This is a genomic window from cyanobacterium endosymbiont of Rhopalodia gibberula (assembly GCF_003574135.1).
In the GTDB taxonomy this organism is placed as follows: Bacteria; Cyanobacteriota; Cyanobacteriia; order Cyanobacteriales; family Microcystaceae; genus Rippkaea.
This window is the reverse complement of record NZ_AP018341.1, coordinates 2946529-2966316: the sequence shown is the minus strand read 5'-3', so window position 1 is coordinate 2966316 and position 19788 is coordinate 2946529. Positions and strand designations below refer to the sequence as shown.

The window sequence follows — 19788 nt, the reverse complement described above, 5'->3', positions numbered from 1 at the left end:
TATGATTCAATAATTTACCCATTGTCAGTGGTTGAACGTTTAGGGCAACTGCGGCTAAGTTTTAATGATTATTTATGACATATTGCCCAACAAAAAGTAATTAATCATGGTTTAATAGGAAGTCTAATACCGTTAATTATAGTGATGATGTTTACTCAATTTTTCGTACAAAATTTGTCTTGATATATTGGTCATAAATAATGGTTGTGATGTTGTGCACAAGTACCTTGACCTCTGGTTAGCTTCTGATTCAGAAATCACTGCTCTCAATTTAGCTAGTATATCCTTAACGTTAGCCATACTCGTGTCTATATGCTAGACTAATTTCTTAGTTAATTTTACTTTTATGTGGGCTGTTGAAATGTTTTTAAACTATTAGTAGTAACATATTTTATTTATTTCAAATTTAGGCTTGAATAAAAACACAGAATAGCAAGAAGCTTAATGGTTGCTTCCTAAGTGGAACACCATTTTGGGTAGTATTTATTATTTACAATATGGTGTTTGTATACACTCTTGTTTGCTCGAAATAAAGAGAACAGTTGGTAGCTAAGAATATATTGAGATCAATATGTTTTCTTATGAAAAAATATAAAATCAGTACATTATCAAGTAATTTACTTAGAAAAATAGAACAATAAATAATAAGTAATTTATGAGTTTTTTTTAAAAAAATTATCGATTTAAGCTCACTGTTACTTAAGTTAAAAAAAAAGTCATATTAAAACACTCCTTTTATTTTCGCCGTTTTTCTTGAAAAAGTCGATCAGAGATCGTGGTTTAGATCATCATTCATTTCCTATTGCTTTTCCTGCTATCCAACCCGTAGTCCAGGCACTTTGTAAATTGAATCCTCCTGTCACCCCATCAATATCTAAAACCTCTCCAGCCAAGTATAAATGAGGGCAAACTTTGCTTTCCATTGTTTTAAAATTAATTTCTTTTAAATTAACGCCTCCACAAGTAACAAATTCTTCTTTAAAAACTCCCTTGTCTATAATTCTATATTGTCCTTGAGCTAGTTCTTTTGCTAACTTAATTATTTCCTTTTCAGATAGTTCTGACCAATTTTTCCTGCAATCAATAGCAGCATGTTCCAATAGTTTTTGCCACAGTCTTCTAGGTAAATTAAAAGGAGAAAAACTAGAAATTTGCTTATTTGATTTTTGATTTTTAAATTTAATAACTAACAGCCGTTGTTTCACTTCTTCAATGTTATCAGGAAATAAAAAATTAATTAGTAGAAACATATTATATTTTTTTTTGTGTAGTATTTTTGCCCCGAATGCAGATAATCTAAGAACTCCAAATCCACTAATTCCCCAATGGGTAATCAAAAGCGATCCTGATTGTTGACATTGCTGTTTTTTTTCTGTTCCTAATAACTTTAATCCTACTTGAGCCAGACCGATCCCTTCTAATCCTTGAAAACGAAAATCTTTGATTTTAAAGGTAAATAAAGATGGAAGAGGGGAGATAATTTCATGCCCTAAAGATTTTGCTAACTGATAGCCAATCATATTACTGCCTGTTGCAATTAAAACGCGATTGCACTCTAAAATTTTTCCTGTTTTCAACTCCACTTTAAAGTGATTATCTTTTTTAATCAAATTAATAACTTCTGACCTGATATTGATATCAACTTTTGCTTTCTTAGCTGTTTTGATTAAACAATCAACAATAGTTTCTGAAGTATCAGTAACGGGAAAAACGCGACCATCAATTTCCGTTTTTAAAGCCACTCCCTGAGATTCAAACCACTCAATCAGATCTTTAGGTTGAAAACGAGTAAATGCCCCTCGTAATTCCCTACCTCCTCTGGGATAATAAGTGACTAATTGTTCTGGCTCAAAACAGTGGTGAGTAACATTACAACGTCCTCCCCCAGAAATACGAACCTTCGTTAATACTTTGGAAGTTGATTCTAGTAAAGTTACGCGACTATGGAGATAAGTTTGGGCGCAAGTGATAGCGGCAAAAAATCCAGCCGCTCCTCCTCCAATTACAATAATATCTAATGAATTACTCAACGTTAAATCTTGACTCTTTTACTTTATTCTATCAATGATTTTATTCAGTTAACCTTTGTACTTGACTGATAACTTATCCTTCTTTATCTAAATAATCTTCTATCGATTTAGGGTTATAAGGTCATTTATTCTCACCCACTATCGTTTTGAGACAAGAATTATAATCTTGATTGTTAGCGGTTGCTATTTCCGATAATCGTCAAACTCGTCATGTTTTTACATCTCGTCGAACTAATGTTTAATTATAGCTATTTTCTGTGCAGTGTCTGTGAGAACCACTAACTCCAGATGTATCTGTTTGGCAGCTGTAGCGATGGGAACACCCTGCAATAGTAGGTAGGCTAACTGTCATCAATACTTCTCTTAAAAACAAATGATCTCTCAATAAATAGACTCTAATTTGTTATAGAGCAGCTAACGTTTCCACACTAATGTGCAAGCAAAAACGAGATACTTCTTTATGAAGACCTCCTTAAGTTAGATTAGTAATAATTGTGTGCACGAAAAAGGCAAACCAGGAATTTTTTACAGCTGCTTTGACTCATCCCTCAATTTTTTAACGGCGGTGTCAAGCAATTGGAGAATGTCGATGGAAGGAAATACTCCTGCTATGTTTACTTTTATCTTAACTTTCATGGCACCACTTTCCATTAAATAATCACTTTAAACTCTTGTTAATATCCCACCCGAGTTTTTAATTACTTTTTCTAAAAAACTTATTTAATTAACCAATATCACATTTCTTCAAGACACTTTTATATCAAGTAATTCCAGTGAAATGGGTAGAAAAACTACCTAATAGATATCAAATTTATGTAAACTACTAGAATTGTTAAATTCTACTAAATAAATTAATTTTTATATTTTTCAATACACCAGTTTTCATCTAAAGCTTATCGTAGAAAATCCTCTACAGTGTGGACTGTCTTAACATGGAAGAGACGGTGAATTTAAAATACTTGGGATAAAAACAATCTAAATAATTTTTATCTTTCAGATAACCATTATTCCTCAGGACAGTGGTAATAACATTAATGTTATTACCACTGTCCTGAAATCAATCGAGATCATTAATCACTCTTAAAAAGTTTCTCCATTCCATCCCCACATAGGTGCTTCAGCATTAGTAAACTCAATATAAATACGATTCGTGGGAACTCCTAATTTATCTTTTATTTCTTGACAAAAATCTTTACTTATAGATTTAGTTTGTTCTGGAGTCATTTTGCCAATATTTTTAATTTCCACATAACAAACTGGATCAAAAGTTCCTCCGAAAGTCATTTTGACATCATGTTCAAAAGCAGTCATTACATAAGATTCCGGTTTACAAAAATGCTTAGCCATCTTAAATGAAAGACTTGTTAATAACTTTTCCACAACAGACGAACTGATTTCGGAAACAGATGATTTTATTTTAATTAATGGCATTTTACTCTCTAAGATTTTCTTTCAAACATTTCAAATGTTGACAATATCAACAAAAGGTAATCGATGAAGTAGTTTAAAGAAAAGTAAATAGTCGATAAACTAATTGATTGTTTGTTAATTGCTGTTTATTGATAACTGATTTAACCACCATATTGCCAACCCGTGCTTTCTAATAATAATGGTTTTCCTTCACGATGAACTCCTGCACCAATAACTTCCCCAACAAAGACGGTATGATCCCCTTTTTCTACAAAACCAACCACTTGACATTCCACATAACCAAGAGAATCTTCAATGATAGGACATCCGGTTTCAGTTCCCTCGACGAATTCTACGTCTTCAAATTTATTTCCAACACGACGTTTAGGTTTAAAAAACTTAGCAGCTAATTCTTTTTGCCCATCTTCAAGGAAACTCAAGGCAAAAACGCCACTTTTTTTAAGTATTTTGTGAGAACCAGAATCATTTTTGACGCAATTAATTACCAAAGGAGGTTCAAATGAACCTTGCATTACCCAACTGGCAGTAAATCCATTTAATTCTTCTCCATCTTTGACACCACAGATATAAAGTCCGTGTGGAATTTTGCGTAACATGGTTTTCTTAGCTTGTTCGTCTAACAAGGTTTCTTCTCTCCATAACTTGCGAATCTCTGTTCACATGGTATCAAAAATTATGACTGAATTCTCACCACTATACTAAGCTTAACTGTTGTACCATTAACAGTTAAATTATAAATAACAACAAAATCTCCTGGTTTGTTGACAGTAGTACACTTAAGTTATAAAGCAGGCAACTTCTTAGTTAAGACTCTCTTGCAGATTAGAAAATAAAGTTGCTAGAACAGTATTGGAAAATAGAAAGCCCTCAGGATCAGTTAATTTTAATTTAGTATTTTCTGGTATTGTCTTAGTATTTTTTAATACTATCTTGTTCCCTTGCTCATCAATAAAATCAATTAAATTCTGCTCGTAATAAGTATACACACAAGATACTATTCTACTAGTTATTTCTCTTCCAAAATCTGCTTTTATTAAAGATAAATCTATACCCTCAGACAATCTTAATTTTAGCATCAAATTTTCCAGTAGAATATCTATGTCAGATAATTTAGGACAATTAATAAACCCGCCTGATTCTAACAACTGATTTACCCATGAATAATAATATTTTCGGGTACGAGGACGAGTAAAACGTTGTTGATTTGTATAACTTGATGCGCCCATTCCAAAGCCATAATAAGGCATATTTTCCCAATAAACGCGGTTATGACGACATTGATAACCCAGCTTGGCATAATTAGAAATTTCATAATGTTGATATCCGGCTTCAGTCAATAATTGTTGACCAAGACGGTACATTGTTGCGCTTGTTTCATCAGTAGGTAGGGGACTTTTTCCAGGTTGATATCGTTTCCCAAAAACGGTAACAGGTTCAAGAACTAAATCATAACAAGATACATGAGACGGGTCAATTTTTATCGCAGTTTCTAAAGAAATTCGCCAATCTTCTAAAGTTTGATGAGGCAATCCTGATATTAAATCAAGGCTAAAGTTTTTAAAGTTAACTTGATTAATCCAATCTATAGCTCTAAAAATATCATCAATCCGATGAGTTCTTCCACAAGATTCTAATAAATTATCTTGAAACCCTTGACAACCTAAACTAATTCGATTGACCCCTGCAATTTGATAATTTCGTAATTGTTTAAGACTGAAAGTTCCAGGATCTATCTCCAAAGAAATTTCTGCATTAGGAACAACACCTAAATGTTTATCTAAAGTTATTAAAATCTTTTCTAAATAAAATGGAGATAATAAAGATGGAGTTCCTCCTCCAAAAAAAACCGTTTCTAGGATACTATTTTGAGATGGAGTAGCGGTAATTTCTCGACATAATACCTCCACGTATTCAGAAATAGAAGAAGATTGTCTAATATCAGTTTTATTTCCCAACACAGATATTGGAAAATCACAATAGTAGCAACGGCGACGACAAAAAGGAATATGGAGATAAGCTGCTTTAGGAAGATCACTTAATTTCATTTGTTTAACTATTGTTTAACTAATTGAAGGAATCTGATGGAAAAAATTTGAAAAATTTTGATAATTTAACTAAATTTTTTCCTACTTATGAAGGTTAAAACTAAAAATAATAAGGCTGAAGATGAGAAAATTTAATGGATAGATTAATTCATTCTTATTTAAGATTAGGAAAATATCTCGATTTTGTGACCTGAGCTTCCTAAATATTGATACAGGATAGGACTTATGCTTGATGTCATTATCATCCTCATATTTATTCTAGTAGTCGCTGGAATCAGTTTTAATAGCATTGATTTGTGCCATATGTTGTTCGAGATCAAGTCTCTAATTTGGAAACCTTACGCTGGTTAATAGTCGGTTTTACCTCAATTCTTAGACTAGCCTCTGGCTTAGTCTCTAAAACTACATATTGTTGTTTAGAAAATAGAATTAGTAGCACCCCCATTGAAATAATTTTGACACGGGCTGTGGGGCTAGTCATTGGGTTATTAATAGCTAATCTCTTGTTAGCTCCTATTTTTTTACTCCCCATTCCTAGAAAATTGATCTTCATCAAACCAATGGTTAGTATCTTAGGGAGTGTTGTCTTCTCCTTCATGGGGATTAGTTTAGCCGATACCCATGGACACACCTTTCTACGACTAATTAACATCAATAGCATTGAAACCATGTTAGTGGACGAAGAGACGTTAAAACTAGTCTCTACTAAGGTTCTCGACACCAGTTGTATCATTGACGGTCATATCGAACAACTTCTCGAAACCGGATTTATCGAAGGACAGTTGCTAGTTCCCCAATTTGTCTTACAGAAAATTACAATAACTAGCTGATGCCAGTAATGATCAAAAAAGGGTTCGGGGACAGCGAGGGTTAGATATCCTCAACCGAATACAAGAGGCATTTCCTCAGCGGATTATTATCCATTCAGCAGATTATGAGGAGATTACTACCGTTGATGCTAAAATAATATATCCGGTTCAGGAAATTTTGCTAACAAATAACTATGATCTGAGTAAAGTAGCCAATTTACAAAAAGTGGTTGTTCTCAACGTTAATGATATTGCTCAAGCTATCCGCCCCATTCATCTTTCAGGAGACACCATCAAACTTAAAATACTCAAACAGGGAAAAGAACCTACTCAAGGAGTAGGATACCTCGAAGATAGGACAATGGTAGTCCCAGAAGAAGGGAAAGAGTATGTGGGGGATGAAATACAAGTCATTGTGACTTCTGCGTTATAAACTTCTGCCGGACGGATGATTTTTGCTAAACCACTATTGGTGATGGCTTCATAAATATTCTGGACAAACAATATTCTCAGATAATCCCACGAATTCACACGGTTACATTCTTTATTGATTATTTTTTAGCCATCGATTTGTAATTATATCGAACGTCTTTGAAGAACTTCAGTTGCCATTTTAGTAGGTAACCTACTAAGAATAGGGGCAATTTTTTGTTTCCTTTCCGAGTTTACTATCGTGCATACACTCCATAAATTTCTGATAGCAGCATCATTATTCTACTTTATATCCATAAATTGGGATGTAAAAACTAACACTTTCATTCTCTGATAAAAACCATCTTATACATCTGTCAATTCCCTAGAATTTTACCTTAATCCTAAAACGTTCTGTAGAATCGCTCTATCTTCAGGTTTTGCAGAAAAACGTCCTCTTTCTAAATCTCGAATCCAACTTTGACTTTTACCTAATTTCTCCGCCAATGCTCTTTGACTCATTCCTTGACGTTGCCTGGCAGCTAAAATCTGTTCAGCGGTAAGACCAGATAATTTTTTAGAACGACTTTTTCGGTTGGTAAGTTGTTGTTTTTTACGCTCAAATTTAGCCAGTTGTTCCTCCCACTCCGGGGGTAATTCAAAATTACGAATGCGCGCTTTCATTAACTGATTCCATTTGCCACGACGACCGGCATCAGTAACGCGATTTTCTTGAGAACCGTCATTAATCCAAAAGTCTAAGGCTTCATCAGCATCATCAGGTAAATCGGCCAATTTTACCCACATAGGTTGAATGGTTTCAGGATAGGAAACAGGATCAAAAACAGCTTTAATACCATAATGGTTAAGCACCTCGAGGTCACTTTCAAAAGAACGAATTAGTCGCTTTCGTTGTTCCCGTTGCAAGTTTGACTGATTGATTTTTCCCTGACCATAGGCCACTCGCATTAAGGTAGAAACTGTTAAACATTGTTTTCTGCCCATTTTACTTTTAAATAGCAACCACAACATAATCCGAACTGCTCCTTGATGTTGCTGCCAAATACTCATGACTGTAGTTAAAAGAAATTTAGGCAACGACCCATATTGGTAAAAAGCAATCCGTCGTTTGTAACCTTGTTTATTCAAAAAATACTTTGCCCAAAGCCCCGGTTTTATGGTGAAAGTTAGCCCGATTAGATGTTGACATCCCGAGTCGTCTTGCTGAAAATGATGTTGAATATCTAAAATATGCCATAAGGGGCTTTCAGGAACCGTAAATCCCTCAACTTTCCCTTGTTTTGGCCAATCAACCGTTATTCTAAGTTGGCCTGGTTGTTGTACTAATGTTTTAATTAACGATAGCTTAGCTGCCTTACTGAGATCTTTACGTTTATCTAAACCTAAGTAATCTTCAATTTGTTGATCACTAATAATAAACTCTTGCTCCCAAGGTTGCTCTAATGTGGTTGCATAAGCTGAAAAGATAAGATGTAAACTTGCCGAACGAATATCAATCGTTTCTAACTTAGAAACATTGGATGCATAGTTACACTCTTCAGAAGAAGCTGATTCTAAAGTATCGTTTAATCGGAAAATCATTGTCCCACGACCTTGTTTAACCTCTCGTTGGTAATATAGTGCTCCATTATCGTCTTTTTCCCAGGGTAAAACAGCCGCACTAGTTAACACATTGCATCCTTCCCAAATGACCATTGATGATGCAAACGGAGTATTATTTCCATTGACAAAAAGTTCATCAGAGGTTGCTATTCTCGAAACACTTTTATATCTACCTTTTTTTGCTTGAACAGGAATAGGACTACTGATGGGACATTGGACAATACATTGAGGTTCTGAGAAATAGCCTTCACAATTGTTGCATAGTCGCTGGTCAATCAGATACTCTCCATCCTTGACTTGAATTGCCCCAGTAGGGCATTTTATTTGACAGGGAGTACAGCTTGGACAACTGTTGGCAATTGTATAGGACATAGCACCTTCTGCAGAATTACAATTTGTGAAAAAATTAGCGTCTTAAATCTAAGATAGACTTGATACAACATAAATTTTGCTCATCTAGCTTGGTTAACAGATGTATCAGGTATCAATCATAAAATCTTCTTCTAATTCTATATTTAGAAGATTATTCCCTGATTCTGATAATTAGAAACCGACAAGTAAATCTATCAAAATTTTAAAAACTGTAAAACGACCACCACAATCGCTGAATATAGTCATCTTTAGACAATTAGTGAACAACATCAAGGAGCATAATGATCTGTTTTTATCAAAAATATATGTCACCCTGAACGTTCACTTCTTTACCCGTTTATGCTATACGATGAAACTACTCCTGTTCCCAATATTATTCACGAGATGCTCCACATTCTGTTTACAATGAACATTGTATGATAATTTCCTATCCATAAATTATGTTTTAAATTTTTCTAAATTCATTTTATTGTCCGAGACTGTTCTAAGTATGCAACTTTTTGTGTTGTATATGAGATTAGCCGTGACAGCCATTCATTCTATAAATAAGAAAACAATATAAACAGCCATTGTAGACTGAGAATGTTAGATTAGCAACTAATAACTTCCAATATTTTTATTCCGACTGCCTGCACTGTACAACTCCATTTCTTGTAGAATTTAAAAAAATTTTTGTAAATTTAGAAACTTTATGAAACAAGACTTTAAATTTTTTTATCATAATTTTTTCCACATCTAGTTTAGAAGAGCCATGTTAATCTTTCTACTAAAAAAGTAAACTTAAATAAGTAAAGAATAGAAAAATTTTTAAAAAATAGCGATCACTGGATGTCAATATGCCTAAAAATTTAGCCAAAAGAATTGAGGAGAGCAAGAACTGTAAAAGTCGACTCGAAATTAATTACTTCCAAAATGCAAAAAGATTAGAAATAGTATGTTTAATTGCAAGAGGATAGAAAGTTAAACAAATTGTAGATTTTGTGAAACTATATAGAAAAATAATTTCTATATATATTCTTAAAGGAAAAGAGAAATGATAGGTTTCTCTGAAAAGTAGAATAAAAAGAACTTAATTTATACCGAGCCTGTAATGTAAAAATAAAAAATATAAAGATAAAAATTAATTATTAATTATAAGTTAATTTAAAATAATCATCATTAAAACTTTAACTAAATCTATACTTGTTTAATAGTGAGAATTATAAAAATAAGTTAAATTAACTTATCAAAAAATATAGAAAAATAAAAATAATACTCAAATATTTTGATTTTTTATGATAGATAAAGCATTAAGTATTAAAATAATTAATCTTAATAGAATTGCCGTAATTAAAAAAAGATAAGTAATTATATAGCGTTAGTTTATTTAAATAAAATAGTAAAATAACCATAAGTTTGGAGAAAAAATATTCTAATCAAGATTGAAGAGGTTGGTGTAGATATTGAGAAATACATATTAATAATATTAATAAATAAATACCATTTATAAATAAAAAAATAATTTTTGTTCAAACATAGTCTTTTAAAGCTAAAAAATACAATATAAAAAACTGGTCTTCTTAAAAAAAAGAAGTTTATATAATTAGTTTAAGCAAAGTTAAACTGAGATATTAAATAAATGATTCTATCTAGTTTTTTTAAAAAATTAGAGTATAGAACTAAGTATAGTAACAGAAGAATAGGTTTAAAAACCCATAGACTTACTGGAGAAATGTTTTAGTATGAACCTAATTAAGCTAGGATAGTTAAACAAAATTTTTTCTAAAGGAATAATTATAAATAATTTTGATTAAAGCGATATAAAGCTAACTCCAGTTGTTTAAATATAGAGATCTTAAATTTTTCTTAATGTTTATTTAGAGCCATTCATCTAGTAACTGTTTTAGACTCGGTTCTTCCTTTTTTATTTTTGCTCACCTATCTACATAAGATTAATGATAGGTTATAAAAATATCCTTGCTAATTACTGTGAGTTGATTGTAAAGTAAATGTAGGAAAATTGATTACTAACAATTTAAGAAAAATCACTAAGTTATTAGTGATGTTACTGTACTAAGTAGTTGTGTACTTGAAACTTGGGTATAGTCTAAGTCTATGAAAACTGTCAATTTGTCCCACCTCTTACCCCTCTTTCTCTTAGTCTCAATTACCAACTTAGATGATGAACATCTTACCCCATCGGTTAATTTTAGATCCATTACTCAACACATGGTTGCGAGAAGATGTAGGGCGAGGCGACTGCACTGCTCAAGGTTTATCTTTACAACAATGGGGACAAGCGCAATGGTTAGCTAAAGAAACAGGAGTTATTGCAGGGATACCTATAGCCGCTAGGGTATTTGAACTATTGAGCGATCAAGTTCAAGTCAATTATGAGATCGCTGAGGGAAACCAGGTACAGCCGTCACAAGTGATTACTACGTTTAACGGACCGTTGGATGCGCTGTTGATGGGAGAAAGGGTCGCCTTAAATTTAGCAATGCGCCTAAGTGGAATTGCTACAGCTACCCAAAAGTACACAGAGGCGATCGCAGACCTCCCCACCCAATTGGTAGACACTCGTAAAACAACTCCTGGACTAAGAATTTTAGAAAAATATGCCACTCGGGTTGGAGGAGCAATTAATCATCGTATGGGGTTAGATGATGCGGTAATGATCAAAGACAATCACATCAAAGCAGCAGGGGGTATTAAACCAGCTATTGATAGTATCCGCCGAACTACACCTTATCCTCTCACTATAGAAGTAGAGACTACCACTCTAGAAGAAGTAAACCAAGCCCTGAAAGGTGCTGCTGATATCATTATGTTGGATAATATGGAATTGTCCTTAATGAAACAGGCGGTGCAACTTATCCGCAATAACAACGTTAAGGTCAAAATTGAAGCATCGGGTAATGTTACTTTAACAACCATTCGATCCGTAGCAGAAACGGGGGTTGATTATATTTCAAGTAGTGCGCCCATTACGCGATCACCCTGGCTAGATTTAAGTATGAGAATCTTATAAGATTCAAATTTGACGATTGATAGTTAACTCTAAAAGAGTACCTTCGAGACAAGTTTGTTGTGATCCAATTTCTTATAAGTCAGCATTTTCCACCTGGGTGCCCCATAATAGAGAAAGTGCCCCGAAGAATCCATTTTTCTTAAGTTAACTTGGGATGGATCGGCTCTTGGTAATTTAAAATAGCCGAAATTGGATTATTGTAGTGTTGTTTCCACTAAAGATGCGCCTCGCAAGTCACAACCGCAAAAATCGACTCCTATTCAATCCAAGTGACTAAATAAAGTTATTGCAAAAAAGCTCTGATCAAACTCAGCTTACTTCCTTCAAGAGCTAAAAGAATTGTTTAGCACAAATCAGCCTTACCACAGTCAGCATTAGTTTCTTGTAAATTAGCCCCCTTAAGTTAGCCCGTAAATTAGCTCCTTGTTAACTAGCTTTGGATAGGTGAACTTCAGGTAAACTAACTCCTGGAAAATCGACTTCAGTTAAATCAGCCCCAACAATATCTTTGATTTTCCTATTACGAACATTATCTAAACTGATGGTTTGATTCATGGTATCTTTTCAAAAGACTTTGAAGTAGATTTAGTATTTAATCGGATTTTGGTAGGGAGGAAAGAAAAAATTCCCCGTTAAATTTCGATAGAATTAACACCTAGAGTGTCACACTTTTGAACAGATCATAGATCACGAAACTGTAATGACTATAACCCCTATTTCTACCACTTCAGCCACACAACGCCAATATCCTGATGCTTTAGGCCGTTTTGGCAGTTATGGTGGGAAGTATGTCCCCGAAACCTTAATGCCAGCCTTAAGTGAACTAGAAACTGCCTACAGTCACTACAAAGACAATCCCGACTTTCGAGAAGAATTAAATCAATTATTACGAGACTATGTAGGAAGACCTAGCCCCCTCTACTTTGCTGAACGTTTAACCACTCGTTATAGTCATCCTGATGGTAATGGTCCTCAAATTTACCTCAAACGAGAAGATTTAAACCATACTGGAGCGCATAAAATTAATAATGCCCTGGGACAAGTGCTGTTAGCCAAAAGAATGAATAAAAAGCGCATTATTGCTGAAACAGGAGCGGGTCAACATGGAGTGGCAACCGCCACTGTTTGCGCCCGTTTTGGTCTAGAATGCGTGATTTACATGGGCGCTCACGACATGGAACGTCAAAAATTGAATGTTTTCCGCATGAATTTACTGGGGGCTACTATAAAACCTGTTGAAATGGGAACAGGAACTCTTAAAGATGCTACCTCACAAGCTATTAGAGATTGGGTAACAAATGTAGAAACAACCCATTACATTCTCGGATCAGTAGCTGGTCCCCATCCCTATCCTATGATGGTGCGTGATTTTCATCAAATTATCGGACAAGAAACCCGTCGCCAAAGTTTAGAAAAATGGGGTGGTTTGCCAGATATTCTTTTAGCTTGTGTAGGAGGTGGTTCTAATGCTATTGGACTATTTTATGAGTTCGTGGATGATCCCTCCGTCCGGTTAATTGGAATCGAAGCCGCAGGAGAAAGTATTGTGTCTGGAAAACATGCTGCAACCTTAACAAAAGGTCGTCCTGGAGTCTTACATGGAGCAATGAGTTATCTTTTACAAGATGAAGATGGCCAAGTGATTGAAGCCCATTCTATCAGTGCTGGATTAGATTATCCTGGAGTTGGTCCGGAACATAGTTATCTTAAAGATAGCCATCGCGCGGAATACTATAGTGTTACCGATGCGGAGGCGGTAGCAGCTTTTCAACAGTTGTCTCAATTAGAAGGGATTATTCCCGCTTTGGAAACTTCTCACGCGATCGCCTATCTGGAAACTCTTTGTCTTCAATTGGAAGGCAGTCCTCGTATTATTATCAATTGTTCGGGACGAGGGGATAAAGATGTGCAAACGGTAGCTAAATATTTGAATAATGAATAATTAACTATCATTCCAGTTCTATGATATCTTTGCAATATCATTTAGATGATATCATAGAACTGGTTTTACAGTTAAAGCTTAGAAGGATATTAATAACCACAAAAAGTAGACTCATAGACGGTTCTTAAATAAAAGATTAAGTGAAGTGCGTCAGACAAATTGGCGCTTTTTTTGTAGTTTTTGGACTTACTTCTTGCCGTAACCCACAACAATAATTTTTTGGGTGATCTGTGCTACGTCGAGAACTCGAGTACAAATAGACAACAGTATGTTCTTTTTTATAAAAAAATAGGTAAACTGTCAACTCATACTGAAAAAATTAGAAGGGTCTCTAGCCTAAGAAGTTCAAATGAAACCCGAAAATTAATAGAGACATTAGTTCGTGCATTTTTTATTATAAAAATTTTTTAATCTCTTTTCAGCAATGTTTGAATTGGGTGATACACGGCGGGGTAAATACCAACTTTCACATTTATTTTTTCTTATAGACAAGTATTTAGTCCTTTTAGAGTAGTATTGTTGTGTCTTTCTAGAAATTATCCTATAATACCAAGCCTAAGTTATCTTACCTTAATTGAAGGATGTTTTCCTTAGCTATGAGAGATGGAGTGCCGCTTTATTTTTTTGTGCAACTAGTGTTTTTTAAGTTTTTTCACCTTGACCTATCCAAATAAAAATCGCTATTAAATAAATGGCAATTTTCTTTAACTTTCACTCTATTACTGACGATATAATCACATTAGCTCTATTATTTACTTGTTGAAAAACACATAGAGCTTTACTTCGATAAAATAAACCCTTTTTCTGCTTCGACTTGAAAAACACTCTTAAACGAAGAGATGACATTAGTTAATTAGAGTTTTATAGATAACTCTGTCAATTTACTGTGGAGTCTTGTTTATAGCGGTTACTTTTGAAGCCATAATGTACATTAACAGAGCGCTGTTTGTTGATCTCAGACTGCATCAACTCAAGATAAGAGACAAAGTATATCAATTAGACAAGGATTAAGTATAGGTAGGATAATGCTGTAAACTAGAACATTGGGCAACTGATTCAGGGTCATCATTTGTTCTATTTCTGAAACTGAATCTAGTCTTATGATGATAACTAAATTTTAAATCAATCTTTCAGTCTAGAATTATTTTTTATAGTTCAAACATTTTTTATCTTAATTTTTAAAGTTGAGATATACTAGGTTTTTGATCTATTCAATTCATTTCTATAGTTTACATAACCTTAAGAATACTTTAAATAATTGCTTTATATTAAAAATGTTTTATTTTTAATATAAATTAAAGAATACCTGTTAGCTGAGATTAAGAAAATTTAAGATTTTCCAATTTTTTTATATTCTCAGAATTAACTAATTGAATTAAACTAAATGAAGATTAATCTCTGATATATAAGATATCGCATGTCTTTTCTCTGTCCTATTGGTTTCTCTGTTAATCAAAAACTAGAAGGTTTTCCAAACAAGTTACTGTTAATTATAGCTAAATATTTGATAATCTTCGATTGAAGATTGAAGTCTTACTCCAAATAGTCACAATCTAGTGCCAGACAAAAGTACGCCAATTTAATAAACAATTAAACGCTTCAAATAAATAAGATTGATAACTTTGGTATAAACTAATTAGCTAATCACTCAGACTATTAAATTTATCGAATAAGCCATCTATCAAATAATCTTGGGTAATATTTGTTCTCTGTCTTCTTTCTTATAAAAACGAACGAATTAAGCTAGGATAGACCTAACAAGAAGTCCTCTTGCAAGATTTGAAAATCACCAAAAGATGCCATAATGAATTCTGGGTCAATAAGAGGAAACTAGCCATGCGACTGTCTCAAATGCTTTTTGTAACCCTAAGGGAAGATCCTGCCGAAGCAGAAATTCCTAGTCATAAACTGCTATTGAGAGCGGGATATATCCGTCGCATTGGTAGTGGAATTTATACCTATTTACCACTGATGTGGCGAGTTTTACAAAAGGTATCCCAAATTGTCCGTGAAGAAATGAACGTTGTCAACGCTCAAGAATGTTTACTTCCTCAACTGCAACCGGCAGACTTATGGCGAGAGTCAGGTCGATGGGAGACCTATACTAAAGCAGAAGGGATTATGTTTTCTTTGGTCGATAGACGACAAACACAATTGGGACTGGGACCAACCCATGAAGAGGTGATCACTACTCTTGCTAAGGACATGATCCATTCCTATCGTCAATTACCTGTCAGTTTATACCAAATTCAAACCAAGTTTCGTGACGAAATTCGCCCTCGTTTTGGGTTAATGCGGGGACGAGAATTTATTATGAAGGACGCCTATTCCTTCCACACTTCTCATGAAAGTCTTCAAAAAACCTACGAAGCTATGGACAAAGCTTATCAGAACATAATTCGTCGTTGTGGTTTGGAATTTAGAGCTGTACAAGCAGATTCAGGAGTAATCGGGGGATCAGCCTCTCAGGAGTTTATGATACTTGCTGAAGCAGGGGAAGATCAAATCTTCTATACCGAAGATGGAAAATATGCAGCTAATGTAGAAAAAGCGGTATCTTTGCCTCTTGATGCGGAAAAATCTCCTTTTACTCAATCAGAGAGACGAGAAACTCCAGCAACTGATACTGTAGAGAAACTCTCTAAATTCTTGAAATGCTCCCCCACAGTGATCGTCAAAAATGTCCTCTATGAAGTTTTGTATGATAGTGGAAAGACTGTTATAGTATTGATTGCAATTCGTGGAGATCACGATGTAAACGAGGTCAAGTTAAAAAATGAATTAACAACATTTGCCCCTCAATATCAAGGAAGTGCAGTTTTAGATTTGGCAACTTCTAATAGAACATCACAACAAAAATGGGCGACTAAACCCCTCCCATTAGGATATATTGCTCCCGATCTAAGAGACGATTATATTGATAATAGCAAAGATTACTTCCCAAAATTCTTGAGAATAGTGGATAAGACTGTTATAGATTTGAAAAACTTTATCACAGGGGCTAATAAAAATGGATATCATCAAATAGGGGCTAATTGGGATAAAGAGTTTAAGTTGCCAGAATTAGTAGTAGATGTAAGAACAGCTATGGTGGGTGATCGCGCGGTTCATAATCATAAACAAACTCTAAAAACCGCTAGAGGGATTGAAGTCGGACATATTTTCCAATTAGGAACAAAATATTCCCGGGCAATGGGGGCAACCTTTACCAATGAAAAAGGAAAAGAACAGCCCTTAGTTATGGGATGTTACGGGGTAGGAGTATCTCGTCTAGCTCAAGCGGCTGTGGAACAGTCTTATGATGAGGATGGAATTATTTGGCCGGTAGCAATAGCCCCCTACCATGTAATTGTAGTTATTCCCAATATTAATGATTCTAAACAAATAGAAGTGGCTGAGAAACTTTATAACGAGTTGAACCAAGCCGGGGTAGAAACTCTCTTGGATGACCGAAATGAACGGGCTGGAGTTAAATTTAAGGATGCGGAATTAATTGGTATTCCCTATCGTATTGTGACAGGGCGATCACTCAAATCTGGTAAGGTGGAAGTGGTAGAACGGGCAAGAAAAAACTCCCGGGAGATGGCTATTGAGAAAGTAGTAGTTACCTTGAAACAATGGGTCACTGGAATAGATACACACCCACAATAAACCACAAAATAAGGTTCATCTTTCTATAAAGAGATAATATTACAATTGTGACTTTTTATCGTCAATGTGCGTTGCAGTTTATTTCTCAGTTGTCCTAACCACATCTAAATCAATAGATTTTTGGTGAGGACTGCACTTAACATTTCTGTTGAAAAATCTAAATAGTGTCGATGACTATTATCGGTTGATTGTGACGTAGTTACGGTTATTTTAAATATTTTAGTTCTTTTAGACTAGTCATAACAAGATTATAATAAAAAAAGTTGAAAGTACTGCTTTGCAAGGTTTATACAACTATGAAAACTTGATTTTGATAGAGATTTAGTTTTCATAGTTATAGAATGTAGTCAAAATAAAAATTTTAGAAGTGATTAACTACTAATTCATCATACTTGGTCTAAAAGAAACTAAAATTTTTCCCATAATCGAGCAATTGCCCTGACCAGTAATGTGAACATATTGTAAGTTATCATTTAATTTTCTCATTAAAAATAGTCGGCGTCCTCTTTATTGATCCAGAGAATTTACTGTACTTTTCTCGATCTCTACCAATTTTTTTTTAAAGCTTTAAATTTGGTTATGATTTTTAATCGGATATTTTTATTAGATCAGAATTGTTCTGAAAATAAATTTTAAATCATACCAGTAGCTCCAACTTGCTTGGCAACGTCAATCTAGTTCAATCACGTCTTCAAAAACTTTCACCTGTGCTCGCCCATAAACTTGTCATTCTTCCGTCATTCCTTGCTTAACGTTTAACCGTTGCCACTGAGAAATTTCATAAAGACCCACTTCATCAGAAATTGGGTGTCACAAACCCACTAGACTCATCTCTCCTTTAAGAACACGCCAAAACTGGGGCAATTCATCTAAACTGGTGCATCATAAAAGTTTTCCAACTTTTGTAATCGTACTTCGTGGAGCATTCATTTTTTTCAAATCGCTCCCTGTGCTTCATTAGAAATTTTGTGTTTTTGGGCTTCTGCATCTATATATTATAGGGATATAATAGAACAAAGTTTTGTCTTCCTAAAGCGGTTTTCCTGCTATCCAAAACTAGCTTTTTTTAAAAAACTGCTCCTGGATTATCAAATTGAATGGTAATAAGAATGAGTATTAATAATGCCCCAAGAACTCCCCGTCCTACTACTATACTGCCTACAATATCAATAGAGCGTTTAATCCAAGAATTGACTGAAGGATAGGTTTTGAGAAGCTGTAGATTATTCGTCGAGGATATCGTTGTTTTCCTTGTATCCAGGGTTTTGATAATTAGGAAAAACTTCATTGAGTCCTGTCATGACTAGCATAAAAGGGGATGGAGATAATACAAAACCATTTTAAAGTCATAATTTTTGGATACTTTAAAGTTATGAACTAATGATTCAACCCCACTACCCTCGATGAATTAAATCTGAGTAAAATTGAGGATTAGTTGTCGGGTAACGGGGCTATTATCAAGTTATTGATGACAAATGTCTTTAAATACGACTGCCTCCAGAACCGTTAGTCATAGGGGCATCTGCATCATTGACCGATTGTCTGTCAACGACAACAATTGGAAACTTTACTTTTGGTATCTGGCGAGTCATATATAAAAATCACAAATCAGACATCATTGAATTTTATGTCTTTGGCAAATCATGAAAGTAGGAATTGGTTTAATTTATTTTCTTCGTTGTCAAACTATTAGCATAAAACTCTTAATAGTGTTAATAATCTTCTATTAAAGATGAGGACGTTGAACTGGGTTTTGCTGCATTTTAGCTTTTGCTTTAGCTGCACTTTTTCTGAGAGCTTGGAGACGAGTTTCATATCGTTTGCGTTGGCGACGGTTTGGGGTTTGCTCAATGAGAGTTTTTAAAGCACTACCAAGACTTTTATAGGCATTGGGTAGGGAATACCCGAAACGAGTGGCTAGGGTAATGGCTTTTTCATCTGCATCAAGGGATTCTCGGAGTTTCCGTTCACCGTTATTTTTCTGCCAGAGTCGATAGCCAGAAATTCCGCATAAAGTAAGGGCTAACAAAAGTAGTAAACCATCTTGTACCCAAAGTTCGCCAACTGCTCCCCCTAAACCAATGGCCAGAGCAGCCATTTCCCACCCCTCTCTGGGAATTGTGTCATTTTGAATTCGGGCAACTTCATGCCAAAAAAGTAGATTGCGCTGGTCAATCGAGAAGTTTTCCCATTGAGTCAGGTCAACTTGTATTTCAACTTCATCTTTTCCAAGTTCTTCACAGCGAAGCAGAGAAGGATTGACCTCAGTGCTACCTTCGACCATGACCCAACTTTGTAATTCCGGTGGTAATAAGGTTTTAAGCCGTCGAAGTTCACTCATTTCTGCTCTGGCAGATGAAGCTACGTAGGATGTCATAGGATTGTTTATGTTAATTAACTATACTATTACAAGGATGTTATTTTCGATTGTAGCGATCCCAAATATTAGAGTTCGCTACTTCTA

At 34.5% G+C, this 19788-nt stretch carries 12 protein-coding genes and 1 pseudogene; 4 read left to right on the top strand and 9 right to left on the bottom strand.

Annotated elements, in window-relative coordinates; genetic code table 11:
• Positions 1 to 788 precede the first annotated feature (788 nt).
• From RGRSB_RS09645 to hemW, 4 genes are all read right to left on the bottom strand, one after another.
• Positions 789 to 2030: a BaiN/RdsA family NAD(P)/FAD-dependent oxidoreductase gene (locus tag RGRSB_RS09645; RefSeq protein ID WP_119260858.1), complete on the bottom strand. Its 1242-nt coding sequence runs from the start codon at positions 2028 to 2030 to the stop codon at positions 789 to 791.
• 1080 nt (positions 2031 to 3110) lie between these two features.
• Positions 3111 to 3461 (bottom strand): phenylpyruvate tautomerase MIF-related protein, encoded by a 351-nt coding sequence (locus tag RGRSB_RS09640; protein WP_119260857.1) that lies wholly within the window; start codon positions 3459 to 3461, stop codon positions 3111 to 3113.
• Positions 3462 to 3601: 140 nt separating this feature from the next.
• Entirely contained in the window at positions 3602 to 4084 is a 483-nt protein-coding gene (locus RGRSB_RS09635) for a flavin reductase family protein (protein ID WP_119260856.1), read from the bottom strand.
• Positions 4085 to 4261: 177 nt separating this feature from the next.
• On the bottom strand, positions 4262 to 5506 hold the full coding sequence (gene hemW, locus RGRSB_RS09630) for a radical SAM family heme chaperone HemW (protein WP_119260855.1): 1245 nt from the start codon (positions 5504 to 5506) through the stop codon (positions 4262 to 4264).
• 225 nt (positions 5507 to 5731) lie between these two features.
• On the opposite strand from hemW, the pseudogene RGRSB_RS09625 reads away from it, so the two are divergent.
• Positions 5732 to 6748, top strand: a pseudogene (locus tag RGRSB_RS09625) (PIN/TRAM domain-containing protein).
• Positions 6749 to 7119: 371 nt separating this feature from the next.
• Here the strand turns inward: RGRSB_RS09625 and RGRSB_RS09620 are convergent.
• Positions 7120 to 8721 (bottom strand): helix-turn-helix domain-containing protein, encoded by a 1602-nt coding sequence (locus RGRSB_RS09620; RefSeq protein WP_119260854.1) that lies wholly within the window; start codon positions 8719 to 8721, stop codon positions 7120 to 7122.
• Positions 8722 to 10879: 2158 nt separating this feature from the next.
• Between RGRSB_RS09620 and nadC the strand changes: the two genes are divergently transcribed.
• Positions 10880 to 11731, top strand: a complete 852-nt coding sequence (nadC, locus tag RGRSB_RS09615; protein ID WP_172582101.1) for a carboxylating nicotinate-nucleotide diphosphorylase — start codon at positions 10880 to 10882, stop codon at positions 11729 to 11731.
• A gap of 426 nt (positions 11732 to 12157) precedes the next feature.
• On the opposite strand, the gene RGRSB_RS10835 is transcribed toward nadC, so the two are convergent.
• Entirely contained in the window at positions 12158 to 12286 is a 129-nt protein-coding gene (locus tag RGRSB_RS10835; protein ID WP_269460788.1) for a hypothetical protein, read from the bottom strand.
• Positions 12287 to 12431: 145 nt separating this feature from the next.
• Here RGRSB_RS10835 and trpB point away from each other — a divergent pair, with 145 nt between their 5' ends.
• Both trpB and proS read left to right on the top strand, forming a co-directional pair.
• Positions 12432 to 13673 (top strand): tryptophan synthase subunit beta, encoded by a 1242-nt coding sequence (trpB, locus tag RGRSB_RS09605; protein WP_119260853.1) that lies wholly within the window; start codon positions 12432 to 12434, stop codon positions 13671 to 13673.
• 1836 nt (positions 13674 to 15509) lie between these two features.
• Positions 15510 to 17324 (top strand): proline--tRNA ligase, encoded by a 1815-nt coding sequence (gene proS / locus RGRSB_RS09600; RefSeq protein WP_119260852.1) that lies wholly within the window; start codon positions 15510 to 15512, stop codon positions 17322 to 17324.
• 810 nt (positions 17325 to 18134) lie between these two features.
• On the opposite strand, the gene RGRSB_RS11235 is transcribed toward proS, so the two are convergent.
• The 3 genes from RGRSB_RS11235 to RGRSB_RS09585 all read right to left on the bottom strand — a co-directional run bounded on the left by RGRSB_RS11235 (position 18135) and on the right by RGRSB_RS09585 (position 19701).
• Entirely contained in the window at positions 18135 to 18188 is a 54-nt protein-coding gene (locus RGRSB_RS11235; RefSeq protein ID WP_420823017.1) for a hypothetical protein, read from the bottom strand.
• Between the two features lie 202 nt (positions 18189 to 18390).
• Positions 18391 to 18612, bottom strand: a complete 222-nt coding sequence (locus tag RGRSB_RS09590) for a hypothetical protein (protein ID WP_119260851.1) — start codon at positions 18610 to 18612, stop codon at positions 18391 to 18393.
• Positions 18613 to 19050: 438 nt separating this feature from the next.
• The gene (locus RGRSB_RS09585; RefSeq protein ID WP_119260850.1) at positions 19051 to 19701 is read right to left on the bottom strand and encodes a DUF3318 domain-containing protein; all 651 of its coding nucleotides are present in this window, start codon (positions 19699 to 19701) and stop codon (positions 19051 to 19053) included.
• Between the last annotated feature and the right edge of the window lie 87 nt (positions 19702 to 19788).

What these genes read in the sequence shown, in the direction of transcription:
- RGRSB_RS09640 (WP_119260857.1), bottom strand. Translation starts at nt 3,461, where the DNA reads ATGCCATTAATTAAAATAAAATCATCTGTTTCCGAAATCAGTTCGTCT.
- hemW (WP_119260855.1), bottom strand. Translation starts at nt 5,506, where the DNA reads ATGAAATTAAGTGATCTTCCTAAAGCAGCTTATCTCCATATTCCTTTT.
- RGRSB_RS09620 (WP_119260854.1), bottom strand. Translation starts at nt 8,721, where the DNA reads ATGTCCTATACAATTGCCAACAGTTGTCCAAGCTGTACTCCCTGTCAA.
- nadC (WP_172582101.1), top strand. Translation starts at nt 10,880, where the DNA reads ATGATGAACATCTTACCCCATCGGTTAATTTTAGATCCATTACTCAAC.
- RGRSB_RS10835 (WP_269460788.1), bottom strand. Translation starts at nt 12,286, where the DNA reads ATGAATCAAACCATCAGTTTAGATAATGTTCGTAATAGGAAAATCAAA.
- trpB (WP_119260853.1), top strand. Translation starts at nt 12,432, where the DNA reads ATGACTATAACCCCTATTTCTACCACTTCAGCCACACAACGCCAATAT.
- proS (WP_119260852.1), top strand. Translation starts at nt 15,510, where the DNA reads ATGCGACTGTCTCAAATGCTTTTTGTAACCCTAAGGGAAGATCCTGCC.
- RGRSB_RS09590 (WP_119260851.1), bottom strand. Translation starts at nt 18,612, where the DNA reads ATGAAGTTTTTCCTAATTATCAAAACCCTGGATACAAGGAAAACAACG.
- RGRSB_RS09585 (WP_119260850.1), bottom strand. Translation starts at nt 19,701, where the DNA reads ATGACATCCTACGTAGCTTCATCTGCCAGAGCAGAAATGAGTGAACTT.